We start from the raw sequence: 18,499 nt of genomic DNA, 5'->3' as shown, positions 1-18,499 counted from the left end.
GGGAGTGGAGCCACACCGAGCTTGCTCGTTGGTGGCGTAGCGACGAGCGTTTGAGGAGCGCAGCGACGATTACGGCGAACGTGGGCGCCAACATGAGAAATCACCGGGGGTTCGGGCGTGCCACCACGTAGACTCGTCGGGTCGAGAGGCGTTGCAACGGACCGCCGGTTCACCGGGTCCGCCACGCTCGGCAGATCCAAGGACGCCTTCCGAACCGGAAGGAACCTACGTGAACGCCAGTGCAGAGTCCCGGGCTGGGTCTTGGGAGCCGAACGTACGCCCCGACTGCACCGACGAGCTCACCCGTGCCCTGGGCGAGCGGATCCTGGTGATCGACGGCGCCATGGGCACGGCGATCCAGCGCGACCGTCCGGACGAGGCTGGTTACCGCGGTGAGCGCTTCGCCGACTGGCCCAGCGACGTCCAGGGCAACAACGAGCTGCTCACGCTGACCCAGCCGGACATCATCACCTCGATCCACCGCGAGTACCTCGAGGCCGGCGCGGACATCATCGAGACGAACACGTTCAGCGCGAACCAGGTCTCCATGGCCGACTACGACATGGCCGACCTGTCGTACGAGCTGAACTACGAGTCGGCCCGCCTCGCCCGCGCAGCCTGCGACGCCTACGCCACCGCGGAGAAGCCGCGCTACGTCGCCGGCGCGATCGGCCCGACCACGCGCACCGCGACGATCTCACCGGACGTCAACGACCCCGGTGCCCGCAACATCACCTACGACCAGCTCGTCGAGGCCTACCTCGAGGCGGCCAACGGCCTCGTCGACGGCGGCTCGGACCTGCTGCTGATCGAGACCATCTTCGACTCGCTCAACGCCAAGGCTGCGATCTTCGCCGTCGAGACCCTCTTCGAGGAGCGTGGACGGCGCTGGCCGGTGGTCATCTCCGGCACCATCACCGACGCCTCCGGTCGCACGCTGTCCGGACAGACCACCGAGGCCTTCTGGAACGCCATGCGGCACGTGAAGCCGGTCGCGGTCGGCCTCAACTGCGCCCTGGGGGCGCCCGAGATGCGGCCCTACCTGGCCGAGATGGCGCGGATCTCCGACACCTTCGTGTCGGCGTACCCGAACGCCGGCCTGCCCAACGCCTTCGGTGAGTACGACGAGTCGCCGGAGCGGCAGGCCTCCTACATCGCCGAGTTCGCGGACGCGGGCCTGGTGAACATCGTCGGCGGGTGCTGCGGCACCACGCCGGAGCACATCGCCGAGATCGCCAAGGCGGTCGAGGGCAAGAAGCAGCGTGACCTGCACGCGATCGACGTGGCCACCCGGCTGTCCGGGCTGGAGCCGCTGAACATCACCGAGGACTCGCTCTTCGTGAACATCGGCGAGCGCACGAACATCACCGGTTCTGCCCGCTTCCGCAACCTGATCAAGGCCGAGGACTACGACACCGCCCTGTCGGTGGCGCTCCAGCAGGTCGAGGTCGGGGCGCAGGTCATCGACATCAACATGGACGAGGGCATGATCGACGGCGTCGCCGCGATGGACCGGTTCACCCGGTTGATCGCCGCAGAGCCGGACATCAGCCGTGTCCCGGTGATGATCGACTCCTCCAAGTGGGAGGTCATCGAGGCCGGCCTGAAGAACGTCCAGGGCAAGCCGATCGTGAACTCGATCTCGCTCAAGGAGGGCGAGGAGAAGTTCGTGCGCGAGGCACGGCTGTGCCGCAAGTACGGCGCGGCCGTCGTGGTGATGGCCTTCGACGAGGACGGCCAGGCCGACAATCTGGAGCGCCGCAAGGAGATCTGCGGGCGGGCCTACCGGATCCTGACCGACGAGGTCGGGTTCCCGCCCGAGGACATCATCTTCGACCCCAACTGCTTCGCCCTGGCCACGGGTATCGAGGAGCACGCCACCTACGGCATCGACTTCATCGAGGCCTGCGCGTGGATCAAGGAGAACCTGCCCGGGGTGCACATCTCCGGCGGTATCTCGAACGTGTCCTTCTCGTTCCGCGGCAACAACCCGGTGCGCGAGGCGATCCACGCGGTCTTCCTGTTCCACGCCATCAAGGCGGGGCTGGACATGGGCATCGTCAACGCCGGCGCGCTGGTGGTCTACGACGAGATCGACCCCGAGCTGCGCGAGCGGATCGAGGACGTCGTCCTCAACCGACGCCCCGACGCCGCCGAGCGACTGCTGGAGATCGCCGAGAAGTTCAACACCCAGGGCGAGACCGAGGACCCCAAGGCGGCCGAGTGGCGCAGCCTGCCGGTCCGCGAGCGGATCACGCACGCTCTGGTGAAGGGCCTGGACGCCGACGTCGAGACCGACACCGAGGAGCTCCGCGCCGAGATCGCGGCAGCCGGCGGTCGCCCGATCGAGGTCATCGAGGGCCCGCTGATGGACGGCATGAACGTGGTCGGCGACCTGTTCGGTTCCGGCAAGATGTTCCTGCCGCAGGTCGTGAAGTCGGCCCGCGTGATGAAGAAGGCCGTGGCCTACCTGCTGCCCTTCATCGAGGACGAGAAGCAGCCCGGCGACGAGGACCTGACCAACGGCACCATCGTGATGGCGACCGTCAAGGGCGACGTCCACGACATCGGCAAGAACATCGTCGGCGTCGTGCTGCAGTGCAACAACTACACCGTGATCGACCTCGGTGTGATGGTGCCTGCCCAGAAGATCCTGGACGCAGCCAAGGAGCACAACGCCGACATCATCGGCCTGTCCGGACTGATCACCCCGTCGCTGGACGAGATGGTCAACTTCGCCGTGGAGATGGAGCGGCAGGGTCTGGAGATCCCGCTGCTGATCGGTGGCGCGACGACGTCGCGTGCGCACACCGCGGTGAAGGTCTCGCCGCGGCGCGGTGGCCCGGTCGTCTGGGTCAAGGACGCCTCCCGCTCGGTTCCGGTGGCGGCTGCGCTGCTCTCCGACGCCCAACGTCCGGGGTTCCTCGAGGCCAACGAGGCCGACTACGAGGCGCTTCGGGAGCGGCACGCCCAGAAGCACGAGCGGCCGATGCTGACGCTGGAGAAGGCGCGCCAGAACCGCACCCCGGTCGAGTGGGACGGCTACGCCCCGCCGGCGCCGGCCCAGGGCCTCGGCGTGCGCGTGTTCAGCGACTACGACATCGCCGAGCTGCGCGAGTACATCGACTGGCAGCCGTTCTTCAACGCCTGGGAGATGAAGGGCAAGTTCCCCGACATCCTCAACAACCCGGCGTCGGGTGAAGCCGCCCGCAAGCTGTACGACGACGCGCAGGACATGCTCGACCGGCTCATCAAGGAGAAGTGGCTGACCGCCAACGGCGTGATCGGCTTCTTCCCGGCGAACGCGGTCGGCGACGACATCGAGGTCTACACCGACGAGTCACGCACCGAGGTCGCCCACGTGCTGCACAACCTGCGTCAGCAGGGCGAGCACCGCGACGGCGTCCCGAACCGGTCGCTGGGTGACTTCATCGCACCCAAGGCCACGGGGCTCGTCGACCACGTCGGTGCCTTCGCGGTCACCGCCGGGCTCGGGAGCCAGGACAAGATCGTGGAGTTCAAGGCAGCCCTGGACGACTACTCGGCGATCCTGCTGGAGTCCATCGCCGACCGCCTGGCCGAAGCCTTCGCCGAGCGCATGCACGAGCGGGTCCGGAAGGAGTTCTGGGGCTACGCCTCGGACGAGGACCTGGACAACGACGCCCTCATCGGGGAGCGGTACGTCGGCATCCGGCCGGCCCCCGGCTACCCGGCGTGCCCCGAGCACACCGAGAAGCGCACGCTCTGGGAGCTGCTCGACGTCGAGGCGAACGCCGGGATCGAGCTGACCGAGTCGATGGCGATGTGGCCGGGTGCTGCGGTCAGCGGCTGGTACTTCTCGCACCCGCAGTCGCAGTACTTCGTCGTGGGCCGGCTGGCCCAGGACCAGGTCGCCGACTACGCCTCCCGCAAGGGCTGGACGATGCAGGAGGCCGAGCGCTGGCTCGGGTCGAACCTCGGCTACAACCCTGAGGACTGAGCCTGCAGCCGTCCTGTTCGACATGGACGGCACCCTGGTCGACACCGAGCCGTACTGGATCGAGACCGAGTTCAACTTGGTCGCTGAGTTCGGTGGCACCTGGTCGATGGAGCACGCCCTGAACCTGGTCGGCAACGACCTGCTGGTCTCGGGGGCCTACATCCGCGAGCACGGCGGGGTCGACCTGGACCCGGCCGAGATCGTCGACCGGCTGCTGGACGGCGTGGTGTCGCGGGTGCGTCAGCAGGTGCCGTGGCAGCCGGGTGCGGTCGAGCTGCTCACCGCGCTCAACCTCGCCGGGGTGCCCTGCGGGCTGGTGACGATGTCGTGGCAGCGGTTCGTCGCGCCGATCCTGGAGGCGCTGCCGCCGAGCTCGTTCGCCACCGTCGTCACCGGTGACCGGGTCGAGCTGGGCAAGCCGCACCCCGAGCCGTACCTGCTCGCCGCGGCCGAGCTGGGCGTCGACCCGGCGGACTGCCTGGCGATCGAGGACTCGAACACGGGCGCGAAGTCAGCCGAAGCGGCCGGATGCACGGTCCTGGTGGTGCCGAACCACGTGCCGGTGCTGGAGGGGGAGCGGCGGGTGTTCCGCGACTCACTCGCCGGGCTCGACCTCGCCGGCCTCGCTCGCGTCTTCGCTGGTTGAGCCTGTCGAAACCACCGGTAGCGGGAGCAGCGTCCCGCCGAACTCGGGACAGTGCTCCTTGAACGAGCACCAGTCGCACAGCCGACTCTTGTTCGGGCGCCAGTCACCGGACTCGTGGGCTCGGGAGATCGCCTTCCAGAGGGCGTCGAGCTGGCGCTCGGTCGACCGGAGGTCCTGCTCGTCGGGGGAGTAGCTGACCATCTCGCCGTTGCCGAGGTAGATGAGCCGGAGCATCGCCGGGATGACCCCGCGGGTCTTCCAGATGACGAGCGCGTAGAAGCGCATCTGGAACAGCGCCTTGGCCTCGAAGCTCTCACCGGGGGACCGGCCCGTCTTGTAGTCGACCACCCTGATCGCGCCCGTCGGGGCAACGTCGACCCGGTCGACGAAGCCACGCAGCAGCAGCTTGGACTCCAGGAGCGTCTCGACGTAGAGCTCCCGCTCGGCCGGCTCCAGGACGGTGGGGTCCTCGAGGTCGAAGTACTTGCGCAGGACCGTCCGGCACGAGTCGAGCCAGGACGCCTGGGCCGCGGGGTCGCTGTCGGGCGCGAAGAGCTCCTCGGCCCGCTCGTCGTCGCCGAGCACGTACTCCCAGGCGCCGTCGATCATCGCCTCGGCGCGGTCCGGCGTCCGCTCGGCGGCCGGCAGGTCGAAGAGGTCCTCGAGGACCTTGTGCACCACAGTGCCGCGGACGGCGTCGGGCGACGGCGGTTCCGGGAGCCTGTCGATGGTGCGGTAGCGATACATCAGCGGGCAGGTCTTGAAGTCGCCGGCGCGGCTAGGGGACAGGGCGCCGACCACGTCCACCCCGTCGACCTCGGTCCCGTTGCGGACCTGCTCGGTCACCGACTTCGCCATGCCCCGAGCCTAGGCGTCCGGGTGGACAGTTCCGCGGACGGCTCGGCCGCGACCGGCGTCTATGCTTCCCGGCGTGGCCAGCATCGTCGTGATCCCGACGTACGACGAGGCGGAATCGGTGCTCGAGGCACTCGACCGTGTCCTCGCCGCAACCGATGCTCACGTGCTGGTCGTCGACGACTCCAGCCCGGACGGGACCGCCGACCTGGTGCGGGCACACGCCGCCTTCACCGACCGGGTGTTCCTGCTCGAGCGACCCGGCAAGGCCGGTCTCGGTGCGGCGTACCGGGCGGGGTTCTCCTGGGCCCGGGAGCGCGGCTACGCAGTCATCGGTCAGATGGACGCCGATCTCTCGCACCCACCGGAGGCGCTCGCCGGGATGCTGGCGGCCTCCCGCGGCAACGGCGGCTCGGCCGACCTCGTGATCGGCTCGCGCTACGTCCCGGGAGGCGGCACCGAGAACTGGCCGCTGAGCCGGCGGGTGATCTCGCGCGGCGGCAACCTCTACGTCCGCGTGGTGCTGCGGGTGCCGGTCCGGGACGCCACCGCCGGTTTCCGGGTGTGGGCGGCGGACGCGCTGGAGATCTGCCACGTCGCGCAGTCGCAGTCGACCGGCTATGCCTTCCAGGTCGAGAACACCTGGCGGGCGCAACGGGCCGGACTGGCGATCGAGGAGTACCCGATCACGTTCACCGAGCGCCGCCTCGGTCAGTCGAAGATGACGGCGACGATCGCCCGGGAGGCGATGGTCAGGGTGCTGGTGTGGCGGGTGAACGAGATTCGTCAGCGCCTTCGGACGACAGCTCGGCGGCTGCTGCGGCGGCGCTGACCGTCCCGGCGGTGAAGGTCCAGTACTTGTTCACCAGGAACGTCACCGGGGTCACCACGACGACCGCGATCAGCTGGCCCCAGTAGAGCCGGTTGCGCAGACCGGTGGTGTCGTCGAAGTACCCGTGCGGCAGCGAGATCGGCGAGTTCGGGTGCAGCAGCGCCGTGAGGACCGCGAGGTTGCCGACGAGCGCCACCAGACCGGTCAGGAGGAACGGCCAGTATTCCGTGAGCCAGGCAGCGTGCTTCGACGTGCGGAACGTCCACCAGCGGTTGAGCTGGAAGTTCCACAGGTTCGCGACCAGGAACGCGATCGTCGCGTACACGTGGTAGGTGCGGATGTTGAACCGGCTCCAGGGCAGGTTCACCGCGATCCCGTGCGGATCCGGCCCCAGCTTGTTGCACACGATGATCACCACGAGGTTGATCACGACGCCGGTACCGCCGACCAGTCCGAACTTCACCAGCTGGCGCATGCCGCGGTGCTGGAGCAGCCGCTCGGCGAGGGAGATCACGGACAGAGGCTACGGGTCGGAGACAAAGGTCCGCACGCTAGGTTTTCCTGGTGGCCCACCCTGATGCGCGACCGTCGAACCAGCCCCCGGGCAGCGTCCGGCTGGGCTCGGTGTTCGGGGTGGACGTCTTCGTCCGGGCCTCGTGGTTCGTGATCGCCCTGGTGATCGCCTCGCTGCTGGAGCCGCGGATCGAGCAGGTGCACCCGGGACTGGGCATCTGGAAGTACGTCGCCGGGGTCGGCTACGCGATGCTCCTGTACGGCTCGATCCTGCTGCACGAGATGTCGCACGCGGTAGTCGCGCAGCGGGCGGGACTGCCGGTCCGGTCGATCACGCTGGAGTTCCTGGGCGGCAGCACCCACATCGACGCCGAGGCGAAGAGCGCCGGGCAGGAGTTCCGGATCGCCGTCGTCGGCCCGATCACCTCCCTTGCGGTCGGCGGGCTGGCGCTGCTGGTCCTGGTCTGGACGAATCCGTCCGGTCTGACCGAGCTGGCGATCCAGGGCCTGGCCGGGACCAACCTGGTCGTCGGCGTCCTGAACCTCATCCCGGGTCTGCCGCTGGACGGTGGTCGGGTCCTGCGGGCCGCGGTCTGGCAGCTGCGCGGGAACATGCACACCGGGACGATCGTGGCCGCCTGGGGCGGTCGCATCACGGCGGTGCTCGCGCTGGGCTACCCGTTCGTCTCCGAGCCTCTGTTCGGCGTCCGCCCACGGGTCTTCGACTACGTCTTCGCCTTCATGATCTTCTGGTTCCTCTGGTCTGCGGCGAACTTCTCGCTGGCGAGCGCCCAGATCCGGCGCCGGCTGCCGGCGCTCCAGGCCCGCCCGCTCGCGCGCCGCGTGGTCGTCGTACCGGACGAGCTCTCCGTTGCCGAGGCCGTACGTCGGGCGCAGGACGCGGGCGCCGGCGGGATGGCGGTCCACGACAGCGACGAGCGTCTGACCGGCATCGTGAACGAGACCGCACTGCTCTCCATCCCCGAGGAACGGAGGCCGTGGGTCCCGGTCAGCTCGGTGACGCGTAGCCTCTCCGACGGCCTGGTGCTGCCGGCCGACCTGACCGGGGAGGACCTGGTCCGGGCGATGGCACGAACTCCGGCCACCGAGTACCTCCTCGTCGAGGCCGACGGATCGCTCTACGGTCTGCTGGTCACCACCGACGTGGACGCCGCCTTCGACGCAGGAGCCCACCGATGACCGAGAACAGCACCCCCGACGAGTCCTGGTCCGGGGTGAGCCGCGGGCCGCTGCGGGCCGGGGAGTGGGTCCGGCTGGTCGACGGCAAGGGCCGTCGGCACAACATCTGCCTCGAGTCCGGCAAGCAGTTCCACACCAACCGCGGCGGGATCGAGCACGACGACCTGATCGGGCGCGACGAGGGCTTCACCATCACCTCGACCTCGGGCGGGGAGTACCTGGTCTTCCGGCCCCTGCTCAGCGAGTTCGTGGTCTCGATGCCGCGCGGCGCGGCGGTCGTCTACCCCAAGGACGCGGCCCAGATCGTCGCCATGGCCGACATCTTCCCGGGCGCCCGCGTCGTCGAGGCCGGCGTCGGCTCCGGCGCGCTGACCTGCTCGCTGCTGCGCGCCGTCGGCCCGGGCGGACGGGTGTCCTCCTTCGAGCGGCGCGAGGAGTTCGCCGCGGTCGCGCGCAAGAACGTCACCCAGTTCTTCGCGGGAGACCACCCGGCGTGGGAGCTCACCGTCGGTGACCTGGTCGAGGCGCTGCCGGGCGTCGAGGCACCCGCCTCGGTCGATCGGGTGGTCCTCGACATGCTGGCGCCCTGGGAGTGCGTGGACGCCGTGGCGGAGGTCCTGGTGCCCGGCGGCATCGTCGTCGCCTACGTGGCCACCACCACCCAGCTCGGCCGGACGGTGGAGACCTTGCGCGCCCACGGCGAGTTCACCGAGCCGCAGCCCTGGGAGACCCTGGTCCGCGAGTGGCACGTCGAGGGCCTCGCGGTCCGGCCCAGCCACAAGATGAACGGGCACACCGGGTTCCTGGTGACCGCGCGACGGATGGCACCGGGCAACCCGGCACCGCGCAAGAAGCGTCGCCCGGCGCCCGGCGCGTACGGCGAGGACTACTCGGGTCCGCGTCCGGCTGACGTCCTCGACGAGCAGGCCGGCGGGTCGCCTGCCTGAGTAGACAGGTTCCCGGGGGGTGGTTAGACCACCTGGGCCGATGTATCAGTTTCACTACACCGTGACCAACACGTGTCGAATCTCATGGGTGAGGAGCACGCCCCGCAGGTAGGGTCGTAAAAAGATCGCTCCCGTGGAGGTGAGTCCCGATGACAGGCGCAGGCGCTGAAGGACAGGACACCGCGCAGTTGCTCAGCCAGGTCTCGTACTTGGAGGCCGAGGTGGGGGAGCTGCGCCGGCGGCTCGCGGCTGCCTCTGACGGTGCCCCCGAGGGTTCCCGCCTCCTCGACCAGCGCCTCATCGACACCCAGCGCTCCCTTGCCGCGGTCACCGCGCAGAACGAGCGCCTCGCCAGCACGCTGCGCGAGGCCCGCGACCAGATCGTCACGCTCAAGGAGGAGGTCGACCGGCTCGCCCAGCCGCCGACCGGCTTCGGCACCTTCCTGGCACGCAACGAGGACGACTCGGTCGACGTCTTCACCGGCGGCCGCAAGCTGCGCGTCACGGTCAGCCCCGCCGTCGACCTCGACACCCTGACCAAGGGTCAGGAGGTCATGCTCAACGAGGCCCTGAACGTCGTCGCCGCCCTCGAGTTCGAAGAGGTCGGTGAGGTGGTGATGTTCAAGGAGCTGCTCGCCGACGGCCTGCGCGCCCTGGTCATCGCCAACGCCGACGAGGAGCGGGTCGTGCGGCTCGCCTACCCGCTGCTCCAGGAGAAGTTGCGCGCCGGCGACTCCCTGCTGCTGGACGCCAAGTCCGGCTACGTCTACGAGAAGGTGCCGAAGTCCGAGGTCGAGGAGCTCGTCCTCGAGGAGGTCCCGGACATCGACTACAACGCGATCGGTGGCCTGGGCAACCAGATCGACCAGATCCGCGACGCGGTCGAGCTGCCCTACCTGCACCCCGAGCTCTTCAAGGAGCACCAGCTCAAGCCGCCGAAGGGCGTGCTGCTCTACGGACCTCCCGGCTGCGGCAAGACGCTGATCGCCAAGGCGGTCGCGAACTCGCTGGCCAAGAAGGTCGCCGCGAAGACGGGTCAGGAGGGCAAGAGCTACTTCCTGAACATCAAGGGCCCCGAGCTGCTCAACAAGTACGTCGGCGAGACCGAGCGGCACATCCGCCTGGTCTTCCAGCGTGCTCGTGAGAAGGCTTCCGAGGGCACCCCGGTCATCGTGTTCTTCGACGAGATGGACTCGCTGTTCCGCACCCGCGGCTCCGGCGTCTCCTCGGACGTGGAGAACACGATCGTCCCGCAGCTGCTCAGCGAGATCGACGGCGTCGAGCTGCTGGAGAACGTCCTGGTCATCGGTGCCTCGAACCGCGAGGACATGATCGACCCGGCCATCCTGCGCCCCGGTCGCCTGGACGTGAAGATCAAGATCGAGCGCCCCGACGCCGAGTCGGCCCGCGACATCTTCTCCAAGTACCTGCTGGCCGACCTGCCGCTGCACGCCGACGACCTCGCCGAGTTCGGTGGGGACCGGAACGCCTGCGTCGCCGGCATGATCACCGCCACGGTCGAGCGGATGTACACCGAGACCGAGGAGAACCGGTTCCTCGAGGTCACCTACGCCAACGGCGACAAGGAGGTCCTGTACTTCAAGGACTTCAACTCCGGCGCGATGATCCAGAACATCGTGGACCGGGCGAAGAAGATGGCGATCAAGGACCTGCTCGACAACGACCAGAAGGGTCTCCGCGTCCAGCACATGCTCCAGGCGTGCGTGGACGAGTTCAAGGAGAACGAGGACCTGCCGAACACGACCAACCCGGACGACTGGGCCCGCATCTCCGGCAAGAAGGGCGAGCGGATCGTCTTCATCCGCACGCTCATCACCGGCAAGCAGGGCACCGAGCCGGGTCGCTCGATCGACACGGTCGCCAACACGGGTCAGTACCTGTAAGCACGTCTCGGCTCGGGCCGACCAGCGAACCGATAGCGTTCGAGGTATGAGCGTGCGTCGGGTGATGGGCACCGAGACCGAGTTCGGCATCTCGGTCGTCGGGCAGCCGCACGCCAATCCGATGGTCGCCAGCACCCGTCTGGTGAACGCCTACGCCAGCGCGGAGCTGCACGTCCGGCGCGCGCGCTGGGACTTCGAGGAGGAGTCGCCGCTGCGAGACGCCCGCGGCTTCGATCTCGCCCGCGAGCTGGCCGACCCGAGCCAGCTGACCGACGAGGACATGGGTCTGGCGAACGTCATCCTCACCAACGGCGCCCGCCTGTACGTCGACCACGCGCACCCCGAGTACTCCACGCCCGAGGTCACCAACCCGATGGCCGCGGTCCTCTGGGACAAGGCGGGGGAGCAGGTCGCGCTCGACGCCTGCCGGTTCGCCTCGGTGGCCGGCGAGCCGGACATCGTGCTCTACAAGAACAACACCGACAACAAGGGCGCCTCCTACGGTGCGCACGAGAACTACCTGATGAAGCGGTCCACCCCGTTCGGGGAGATCGTCCGGCACCTGATCCCGTTCTTCGTGAGCCGCCAGGTGGTCTGCGGCGCCGGACGGGTCGGCATCGGTCAGGACGGCCGCCAGCACGGCTTCCAGATCGCCCAGCGCGCGGACTTCTTCGAGGTCGAGGTCGGGCTGGAGACCACGCTCAAGCGGCCGATCATCAACACCCGCGACGAACCGCACGCGGACCCCGAGAAGTACCGCCGGCTGCACGTGATCATCGGGGACGCGAACCTCTCGGAGATCTCGGCGTACCTGAAGATGGGCACCACCGCGCTGGTGCTCGACATGATCGAGAACCGGTTCATCAAGAAGGACCTGACGGTCTCGCACTCCGTCGCCTCGCTGCGCGCGGTCTCGCACGACCCGACGCTGACCCACCTGCTCGAGCGCGAGGACGGCAGCACCCTGACCGCGGTCCAGCTCCAGTGGGAGTACTTCCACCTGGCCAGCGAGTACGTCGCCGAGCGGGACGGCAACGCCGTCGACCAGGAGACCGCGGCGGTGCTGGAGCGCTGGGAGTCGGTGCTGACCCGGCTCGAGCGGGACCCGCGCGAGTGCGCGACCGAGCTGGACTGGGTGGCCAAGCTGAGCCTGCTGGAGTCCTACCGCGACCGAGACGGCCTGGACTGGGACGACGCCAAGCTGCACCTGATCGACCTCCAGTACGCCGACCTGCGCCCGGAGAAGGGCCTGTACCACCGCCTGGTCCGTCTGGGCCGGATGCAGCGACTGCTCGACGACGACGCCGTGACCGCCGCGATGCACGACCCGCCGGAGGACACCCGGGCCTACTTCCGGGGCCGCTGCCTGGACAAGTACCCGGACAGCATCGCCGCCGCGTCCTGGGACTCGGTGATCTTCGACCTTCCCGGTCACGACTCGCTCCAGCGGGTCCCGACCATCGATCCGCTGCGCGGAAGCAAAGCGCACGTCGGGGAGTTGATCGAGCAGAGTGAGACCGCTCTCGCACTTTTCTCAGCCCTGACTCGATAGGGTCGATACAAGAAGGAGAGGAGACGCTGATGGCACAGGAGCACAAGCAGCCGCGCAAGCAGACCGAGTCCGAGGAGCAGGTCGAGGAGTCGACCGGTTCCGACGTCGCCGAGCGCAAGGAGCAGCTCGACGAGGACATCGACGCGATCCTGGACGAGATCGACGACGTGCTCGAGGTCAACGCGGAGGACTTCGTGAAGTCGTTCATCCAGAAGGGCGGCCAGTGAGCGAGCCTCGTCTCTCCGACGCCTTCCTGACCCCCGGGACCTCCTCCTTCGCCGACTTCCTCGGCGCGGTGGCTCCGGAACTCCTCCCTGCCCGCCGGGCGCTCCCGGCCGTGAACGCCGGTGACCTCGCCCCGCACGGCACCACGATCGTGGCGGCGACCTTCACCGACGGTGTGGTGATGGCCGGTGATCGGCGCGCCACGATGGGCAACGTCATCGCCCAGCGCGACATCGAGAAGGTCTTCCCGGCCGACGAGTTCTCCTGCGTCGGCATCGCGGGTACCGCGGGCCTCGCGGTCGAGATGGTCCGGCTGTTCCAGACCGAGCTCGAGCACTACGAGAAGATCGAGGGCAGCACCCTCTCCATGGACGGCAAGGCCAACCGGCTCTCCGCCCTGATCCGCAACAACCTGGCGATGGCGATGCAGGGCCTGGCGGTCGTGCCGCTGTTCGCCGGTTACGACAAGCGCGCCTCCCAGGGCCGGATCTTCAGCTACGACGTCACCGGCGGGCGCTACGAGGAGACGGCGTTCCACTCGGTCGGTTCCGGCTCGATGTTCGCCCGCGGCTCGCTGAAGAAGCTCTACCGCGACGACTTCGACGCCACCCAGTGCGTCACCGCGGCCGTCCAGGCGCTCTACGACGCCGCCGACGACGACTCCGCGACCGGCGGACCTGACCTGACCCGCCGGATCTTCCCGGTCGTGCACGTGATCACCGGCGACGGCCAGCGGCGCGTCCCCGAGGCCGAGGTGGCCGCGATCGCCGACCAGGTGGTCGCCGCCCGGATGATCCGCCCCGACGGCCCCAACGCGGCCCTGAGCTGAGAGGACTGAGCAGACATGTCGATGCCGTTCTACGTAAGTCCTGAGCAGCTGATGAAGGACCGGGCCGACTTCGCCCGCAAGGGCATCGCCCGCGGTCGGTCGGTCGCCGTGGTCCAGTACGCCGACGGGGTCGTGTTCGTCAGCGAGAACCCGTCCGCCGCGCTGCACAAGGTGAGCGAGATCTACGACCGGATCGCCTTCGCCGCGGTCGGTCGCTACAACGAGTTCGAGAACCTCCGGATCGCCGGCGTACGACTGGCCGACCTGCGCGGGTACTCCTACGACCGACGCGACGTCACCGGACGCGGGCTGGCGAACGCCTACGCGCAGACGCTGGGCACGATCTTCTCCTCCGGCGGCGAGAAGCCCTACGAGGTCGAGATCTTCGTGGCCGAGGTCGGGGACACGGCCGCGGAGGACCAGATCTACCGGCTCACCTACGACGGCCAGGTCGCCGACGTGAACAGCTACGGGGCGATGGGTGGCGACGCCGAAGCCGTCGGCGGGTACCTCGCCGAGAACTTCTCCGAAGGGCTGGGCCTGGACGCGGCGGTCCGGCTGGCCGTCGCGGCGCTCGGGCACTCCTCGACCGAGGACCGGTCCATCCCGGCCGACGACCTGGAGGTCGCGGTGCTGGACCGCAGCCGCACCCAGCCGCGGAAGTTCCGGCGCCTCGACGGCGATTCCCTCACCGGGATGCTGGCGGGGACCTAGGCTGGTTGGTGTGGACCGGCGGATCTTCGGGATCGAGAACGAGTACGGCGTCACCTGCACCTTCAAGGGGCAGCGGCGTCTCTCGCCGGACGAGGTCGCCCGCTACCTGTTCCGCAAGGTCGTCAGCTGGGGTCGCAGCAGCAACGTCTTCCTGCGCAACGGTGCCCGGCTCTACCTGGACGTGGGCAGCCACCCCGAGTACGCCACCCCCGAGTGCGACGACATCGTCGACCTGGTCACCCATGACAAGGCGGGGGAGCGGATCCTCGAGGGCCTGCTGATCGACGCCGAGCGTCGGCTGCACGACGAGGGCATCTCCGGGGACGTCTACCTCTTCAAGAACAACACCGACTCGGCCGGCAACTCCTACGGCTGCCACGAGAACTACCTGGTCAGCCGCAACGGGGAGTTCTCCAAGCTCGCCGACGTGCTGATCCCGTTCCTGGTCACGCGCCAGGTCATCTGCGGGGCCGGCAAGGTCATCCAGACCCCGCGCGGGGCGTCGTACTCGATGAGCCAGCGTGCCGAGCACATCTGGGAGGGCGTCTCCAGCGCCACCACCCGGTCCCGTCCGATCATCAACACCCGCGACGAGCCGCACGCGGACGCCGAGCGGTTCCGTCGGCTGCACGTCATCGTGGGCGACTCGAACATGAGCGAGACCACCACGATGCTCAAGGTGGCCAGCTGCGACCTGGTGCTGCGAATGATCGAGGAGGGCGTGGTGATGCGCGACCTCACCATGGAGAACCCGATTCGGGCCATCCGCGAGATCTCGCACGACATGACCGGGCGCAAGAAGGTGCTGCTGGCAAACGGCCGCGAGGCCAGCGTGCTGGAGATCCAGACCGAGTACCTGTCGCGGGCGCGCGACTTCGTCGACCGGCGCGAGCTGCACACCCCGGTCATCGAGCGCACCCTGGACCTCTGGGAGCGCGGCCTGAAGGCCGTCGAGTCCGGTGACCTGTCGCTGGTCGAGCGGGAGATCGACTGGGTGATCAAGTGGAAGCTCATCGAGCGCTACCGCACCCAGAACGACCTCTCGCTGGGACACCCGCGGATCGCCCAGCTGGACCTGGCCTACCACGACATCCACCGCGACCGCGGGCTCTACTACCTGCTGGAGAAGCGGGGGGCGGTGGCCCGGGTGACCAACGACCTCGACGTGTTCGCCGCCAAGTCGGTGCCGCCGCAGTCCACCCGGGCACGGCTGCGCGGCAACTTCATCAAGCGCGCTCAGGAGCGCCGGCGCGACTTCACCGTCGACTGGGTGCACCTCAAGCTCAACGACCAGGCGCAGCGGACCGTCCTGTGCAAGGACCCGTTCCGGTCCCACGACGAGCGCGTGGAGAGGCTCATTGAGGGGATGTGAGCGCGGCGTCGCCGGGGTGCTGGTCGGCGCGCTCGTCCTGCTGGCGTCCGCCTGCTCGGGATCAGTGCGGCAGGGCGATCTCCAGGATTCCGAGAGCGTCATCACCGGGCTCACAGTCGCCGGCCAGCCCGGGACGGCCCCGACGGTGCGGATGCGCACCCCGCTCAAGGTCGACGACACCACCTCCGGGGTGACGGTGACCGGTACCGGCGCCCCGATCCAGGTGGACCAGCTGTTCGTTCTCGAGCTCACCCTGTACGACGCCCGGACCGGCAAGCTCGCCTTGTCGACGTACGACACCGGAGTCGCGGTGGCCGCGAAGAGCTCGGACGACCGGTTGTTCCCGGCGCTCAGCGACGCCCTGGTCGGCGTCCGGCAGGGCAGCCGGCTCGTCCTGGCCGCCACCGCCGCTGACGCCTTCGCGACGGGTGGAGTACCTCCCAAGGGTGTGCGCCGCGACGACCCGGTGGTCGTGGTGGCCGACGTGGTGGCGGTTCCGCCGGCCACCGTCCTGAAGGTGATCGACGGGACGGCGGTCACTCCGGCGGCCGGCACCCCTGCGCCGGTGGTGTCCGCAGGACTGGTGGCGGGGATCGACTTCACCGGCGTACGCCGTCCCGCCAAGCCGGTCGCCCAGGTCCTGGTGCAGGGGAGCGGCCCGGCCATCGCGGCCCACGACCTGGTCACGGTGCACTTCGTCGCCCAGCGCTCCCGGCAGCACGACCCGTTCGAGGACACCTTCTTCAAGGAGCCGGAGCAGGTGGCCATCGGAGCGGGTACGGCACCCGCAGCATGGGACCAGCTGCTGGTCGGTGTCCACCGGGGCTCGCGCCTGGTCCTCTACGGACCCGACGGGAATGGCATGATCGCCTGGGTGGTCGACGTGCTGGGTGTGAGCTGAAGGGGTCGGGATGAGGAAGGTGGCTGCGTGACCGCATCGAAGTCGGAACGACTTCTGAACTTGGTGATCATGCTGCTGGTGTCGCGGAACTACGTCACGAAGGAACGGATCCGTGACGTGATCGAGGGCTACCAGGGAGCCTCCGACGAGGCCTTCGAGAAGATGTTCGAGCGCGACAAGGCCGAGCTGCGTGCGCTCGGCATCCCGCTGGAGCTCGGCTACGTGGACAAGTTCTTCGAGGACGAGCAGGGCTACCGGATCGCCCGCAACGCCTTCGAGCTTCCCGACCTGAACCTGGAGCCGGACGAGGTCGCGGTGCTGGGCCTCGCTGCCCGGGTCTGGCAGCACGCGGGTCTGGCGTCGGTGACCTCGGACGCGCTGGTCAAGCTCCGCGCCGCCGGGTACGACGTCGACCGGGACGCCCTGGACGTGCTGCAGCCGACGGTCGCGGCCGACGAGCCTGCCTTCGACACCATGTGGGAGATGACGATCAGCCGGACCCCGGTGCGGTTCCACTACAAGCGCCCGTCCGAGACCGAGACGACGCTGCGGCACCTCGAGCCGTGGGGGGTGGTGACCTCCAAGGAGCGCTGGTACGTGATCGGGCACGACCGCGACCGGGAGCAGGTCCGGATGTTCCGGCTCAGCCGGATCGAGGGTGACGTGGTCGCGGACGGGAAGCCCGGAGCGTTCACCGTGCCGGAAGGCACCGACATCCGAGCGTTGACGACCGGTCTCACGCCGACCCGGTCGACCACGACCGCGACCGTGCTCGCCCGCAAGGGGAGTGCGGTGTTCCTGCGCCGCCGTGCGCTCTCGGTCGTCGAGGACGTTCCGGGGCCGGACACCGAGACACCGTGGGACCGGCTCGAGGTCAGCACGTACTCGCACCGCGAGCTGGCCGAGGACGTCCGCGGGCACCTCGGCGACGTGGTGGCGGTCGAACCGCCCGAGCTGCGCGCGATGGTCGCCGACTCGCTGTCCGAGCTGATCGGGGTGGACCAGTGAGCGGGGCATCCACCCGGGACCAGCTGTCCCGGCTGCTCGCGCTCGCGCCCTACCTGCAGACCCGCGGGGAGGTACCGCTGTCGGAGGTCGCCGCCGACTTCGGGGTGACCAGCGCCCAGATGCTCAAGGACCTCCGCGTCCTGTACCTGTGCGGGCTGCCCGGCTTCGGGCCCGGCGAGCTCATCGACATCAACGTCGAGGCGCTGGAGAGCGACCCCGAGGGCCTGGTCCGGATCGACAACGCGGACTACCTGGCTCGACCGCTGCGCCTGGGCAGCAGCGAGGCGACGGCGCTGATCGTGGCGCTGCGGGCGCTGCTGGACTCGAGCACGGTCGCCTCCCGCGAGGTCGTCGAACGGACCCTGGCCAAGCTCGAGACCGCGACCGAGGAGGGCGCCACGCCGCTGGTCGACGTACGGGTCCCGGAGCCGCCGCCGGCGCTCAAGCAGGCGCGGGACAGCCTCGCCCGGGCCATCACCTCCGACCGGCAGGCACGGTTGGGCTACCTCGTGCCGACCCGCGACGAGGTCACCGAGCGCGTCGTCGACCCGATCGCGCTGCTCCAGAACGACGGCAAGACCTACCTGGACGCCTGGTGCCACCTGGCCGACGACCGCCGGCTGTTCCGGGTTGACCGGATCACCGCCGTGGAGGTCCTCGACTCGCCCCGCGCGGTGCCGGACCTGGAACCGCGCGATCTCGCCGAGGGCCTGTTCGAGGCCAGCCCGGACGACCTGGTGGTGCGTCTGCGCCTCAGCCCGCAGATGCGGTGGTTCGCGGAGTACTACCCGGTGCTGACCACCGCGGAGACGCCCGAGGGCGGTCTGGAGGTCACCCTCGCGGTCTCCGACGAGCGCTGGCTGCTGCGGCTGGCCCTGCGTTTCGGCGGCGGTCTGCGCGTGCTGGAGCCCGCTGACCTGGACGAACGGGTCCGGGCCGTGGCACGGGATGCGCTCCGGTTGCAGCAGGCCACGGCGTAGGATGAGGGCGGACGGTGCCCCGTACTCCCAGTCGGGCACCCG

16 protein-coding genes are annotated in these 18,499 nt (G+C 69.1%); 14 read left to right on the top strand and 2 right to left on the bottom strand.

Going from position 1 to position 18,499, the window contains the following annotated elements:
* Positions 1-229 precede the first annotated feature (229 nt).
* Complete coding sequence (metH, locus tag EFL95_RS10255) at positions 230-3,979, top strand: methionine synthase (protein ID WP_123233865.1); 3,750 nt, start codon at positions 230-232, stop codon at positions 3,977-3,979.
* On the top strand, positions 3,969-4,625 hold the full coding sequence (locus EFL95_RS10250; protein WP_342773211.1) for an HAD family hydrolase: 657 nt from the start codon (positions 3,969-3,971) through the stop codon (positions 4,623-4,625). The genes metH and EFL95_RS10250 overlap by 11 nt, the downstream gene beginning before the upstream one ends.
* Here the strand turns inward: EFL95_RS10250 and EFL95_RS10245 are convergent.
* Entirely contained in the window at positions 4,575-5,483 is a 909-nt protein-coding gene (locus EFL95_RS10245) for a RecB family exonuclease (RefSeq protein ID WP_123233863.1), read from the bottom strand. The genes EFL95_RS10250 and EFL95_RS10245 overlap by 51 nt on opposite strands.
* A gap of 73 nt (positions 5,484-5,556) precedes the next feature.
* Here EFL95_RS10245 and EFL95_RS10240 point away from each other — a divergent pair, with 73 nt between their 5' ends.
* A complete protein-coding gene (locus tag EFL95_RS10240) occupies positions 5,557-6,312 on the top strand; it encodes a polyprenol monophosphomannose synthase (RefSeq protein WP_246004893.1) in 756 nt (251 codons plus the stop codon).
* Here the strand turns inward: EFL95_RS10240 and EFL95_RS10235 are convergent.
* A complete protein-coding gene (locus EFL95_RS10235) occupies positions 6,233-6,826 on the bottom strand; it encodes a GtrA family protein (RefSeq protein ID WP_246004892.1) in 594 nt (197 codons plus the stop codon). The two genes, EFL95_RS10240 and EFL95_RS10235, sit on opposite strands and share 80 nt — an antisense overlap.
* 50 nt (positions 6,827-6,876) lie before the next feature.
* Between EFL95_RS10235 and EFL95_RS10230 the strand changes: the two genes are divergently transcribed.
* The 11 genes from EFL95_RS10230 (at position 6,877) to EFL95_RS10180 (ending at position 18,457) form a co-directional block, all read left to right on the top strand.
* Positions 6,877-8,025, top strand: coding sequence for a site-2 protease family protein (locus EFL95_RS10230; RefSeq protein WP_123233861.1), 1,149 nt, complete (start codon positions 6,877-6,879; stop codon positions 8,023-8,025).
* A complete protein-coding gene (locus EFL95_RS10225; protein ID WP_123233860.1) occupies positions 8,022-8,972 on the top strand; it encodes a tRNA (adenine-N1)-methyltransferase in 951 nt (316 codons plus the stop codon). Before EFL95_RS10230 ends, EFL95_RS10225 begins: the two co-directional genes overlap by 4 nt.
* Positions 8,973-9,121: 149 nt before the next feature.
* A complete protein-coding gene (arc, locus tag EFL95_RS10220; RefSeq protein WP_123233859.1) occupies positions 9,122-10,876 on the top strand; it encodes a proteasome ATPase in 1,755 nt (584 codons plus the stop codon).
* 46 nt (positions 10,877-10,922) lie between these two features.
* The gene (gene dop / locus EFL95_RS10215; RefSeq protein ID WP_123233858.1) at positions 10,923-12,428 is read left to right on the top strand and encodes a depupylase/deamidase Dop; all 1,506 of its coding nucleotides are present in this window, start codon (positions 10,923-10,925) and stop codon (positions 12,426-12,428) included.
* Positions 12,429-12,457: 29 nt separating this feature from the next.
* A complete protein-coding gene (locus tag EFL95_RS10210) occupies positions 12,458-12,655 on the top strand; it encodes a ubiquitin-like protein Pup (RefSeq protein WP_123233857.1) in 198 nt (65 codons plus the stop codon).
* On the top strand, positions 12,652-13,482 hold the full coding sequence (gene prcB, locus EFL95_RS10205; protein ID WP_123233856.1) for a proteasome subunit beta: 831 nt from the start codon (positions 12,652-12,654) through the stop codon (positions 13,480-13,482). Before EFL95_RS10210 ends, prcB begins: the two co-directional genes overlap by 4 nt.
* A 15-nt stretch (positions 13,483-13,497) precedes the next feature.
* Positions 13,498-14,196: a proteasome subunit alpha gene (gene prcA / locus EFL95_RS10200; protein ID WP_123233855.1), complete on the top strand. Its 699-nt coding sequence runs from the start codon at positions 13,498-13,500 to the stop codon at positions 14,194-14,196.
* 10 nt (positions 14,197-14,206) lie between these two features.
* A complete protein-coding gene (gene pafA / locus EFL95_RS10195) occupies positions 14,207-15,568 on the top strand; it encodes a Pup--protein ligase (protein ID WP_123233854.1) in 1,362 nt (453 codons plus the stop codon).
* Complete coding sequence (locus tag EFL95_RS10190; RefSeq protein ID WP_148045027.1) at positions 15,555-16,469, top strand: FKBP-type peptidyl-prolyl cis-trans isomerase; 915 nt, start codon at positions 15,555-15,557, stop codon at positions 16,467-16,469. Before pafA ends, EFL95_RS10190 begins: the two co-directional genes overlap by 14 nt.
* Before the next feature lie 27 nt (positions 16,470-16,496).
* Complete coding sequence (locus tag EFL95_RS10185) at positions 16,497-17,477, top strand: helix-turn-helix transcriptional regulator (RefSeq protein ID WP_123233852.1); 981 nt, start codon at positions 16,497-16,499, stop codon at positions 17,475-17,477.
* Positions 17,474-18,457 carry a helix-turn-helix transcriptional regulator gene (locus EFL95_RS10180; protein ID WP_123233851.1) on the top strand — a complete coding sequence of 328 codons (984 nt, stop codon included), beginning with the start codon at positions 17,474-17,476 and terminating at the stop codon, positions 18,455-18,457. The genes EFL95_RS10185 and EFL95_RS10180 overlap by 4 nt, the downstream gene beginning before the upstream one ends.
* Positions 18,458-18,499 lie beyond the last annotated feature (42 nt).

This window comes from Nocardioides marmorisolisilvae (genome assembly GCF_003725775.1).
In the GTDB taxonomy this organism is placed as follows: Bacteria; Actinomycetota; Actinomycetes; order Propionibacteriales; family Nocardioidaceae; genus Marmoricola; species Marmoricola marmorisolisilvae.
The sequence above is the reverse complement of the archived record's forward strand: the minus strand, read 5'-3'. Positions and strand labels throughout refer to the sequence as shown.

Excerpts from the sequence above, each read along its gene's own strand:
- EFL95_RS10245 (WP_123233863.1), bottom strand. The coding sequence starts at position 5,483 with ATGGCGAAGTCGGTGACCGAGCAGGTCCGCAACGGGACCGAGGTCGAC.
- EFL95_RS10225 (WP_123233860.1), top strand. The coding sequence starts at position 8,022 with ATGACCGAGAACAGCACCCCCGACGAGTCCTGGTCCGGGGTGAGCCGC.
- arc (WP_123233859.1), top strand. The coding sequence starts at position 9,122 with ATGACAGGCGCAGGCGCTGAAGGACAGGACACCGCGCAGTTGCTCAGC.
- dop (WP_123233858.1), top strand. The coding sequence starts at position 10,923 with ATGAGCGTGCGTCGGGTGATGGGCACCGAGACCGAGTTCGGCATCTCG.
- EFL95_RS10210 (WP_123233857.1), top strand. The coding sequence starts at position 12,458 with ATGGCACAGGAGCACAAGCAGCCGCGCAAGCAGACCGAGTCCGAGGAG.
- prcA (WP_123233855.1), top strand. The coding sequence starts at position 13,498 with ATGTCGATGCCGTTCTACGTAAGTCCTGAGCAGCTGATGAAGGACCGG.